1 rRNA gene is annotated in these 1,126 nt (G+C 57.5%); it reads left to right on the plus strand.

The features are described from left to right. Positions 1-240: 240 nt before the first annotated feature. Positions 241-1,126: ribosomal RNA gene (locus AC13HU_RS37500) — 23S ribosomal RNA — on the plus strand; the annotation flags it as partial.

The following is a 1,126-nucleotide window of genomic DNA, read 5'->3' on the forward strand; positions in this document are numbered from 1 at the left end:
ACTTCTTACCGTTTCGGCGGTCAGAGGCCAGTTCATCGGCGAGTGTTCGGTGCTGGTTGCTCATGGGTGGAACGTTGACTATTCGGCACGATCAGATGTGAGTCACTAGTACTGCTTCGGCGTGGAAGGTGGCATGGCGGATGATCGGGTCGGGCACGCTGTTGGGTTCTCAGGGAATGGCTGTGCTGTTTCCTTGAGTGTTGGTTGTTTGAGAACTGCATAGTGGACGCGAGCATCTGTGGCCAAGTTTTTAAGGGCGCACGGTGGATGCCTTGGCACCAGGAACCGATGAAGGACGTGGGAGGCCACGATAGGCCCCGGGGAGCTGTCAACCAAGCTTTGATCCGGGGGTGTCCGAATGGGGAAACCCGGCAGTCGTCATGGGCTGTCACCCATGCCTGAACACATAGGGCATGTGGAGGGAACGCGGGGAAGTGAAACATCTCAGTACCCGCAGGAAGAGAAAACAACCGTGATTCCGGGAGTAGTGGCGAGCGAAACCGGATGAGGCCAAACCGTAGACGTGTGATACCCGGCAGGGGTTGCGTGTGCGGGGTTGTGGGAGTTTCCTTGATCGGTCTGCCGGCCGGTCGGAGAGTCAGAAACCGTATGGGTAGGCGAAGGACATGCGAAAGGTCCGGCGTAGAGGGTAAGACCCCCGTAGCTGAAATCTGTACGGCTCTCTTGGAGATCACCCAAGTAGCACAGGGCCCGAGAAATCCTGTGTGAATCTGGCGGGACCACCCGTTAAGCCTAAATATTCCCTGGTGACCGATAGCGGATAGTACCGTGAGGGAATGGTGAAAAGTACCGCGGGAGCGGAGTGAAATAGTACCTGAAACCGTGTGCCTACAAGCCGTGGGAGCGTCGGATGTCGAGCTTGCTCGGCATCTCGTGACTGCGTGCCTTTTGAAGAATGAGCCTGCGAGTTTGCGGTGTGTTGCGAGGTTAACCCGTGTGGGGGAGCCGTAGCGAAAGCGAGTCCGAATAGGGCGTTTCAGTAGCACGCTCAAGACCCGAAGCGGAGTGATCTAGCCATGGGCAGGTTGAAGCGCGGGTAAGACCGTGTGGAGGACCGAACCCACCAGGGTTGAAAACCTGGGGGATGACCTGTGGTTAGGGGTGA

The sequence above is a fragment of the Streptomyces sp. NH27 genome, assembly GCF_056859195.1.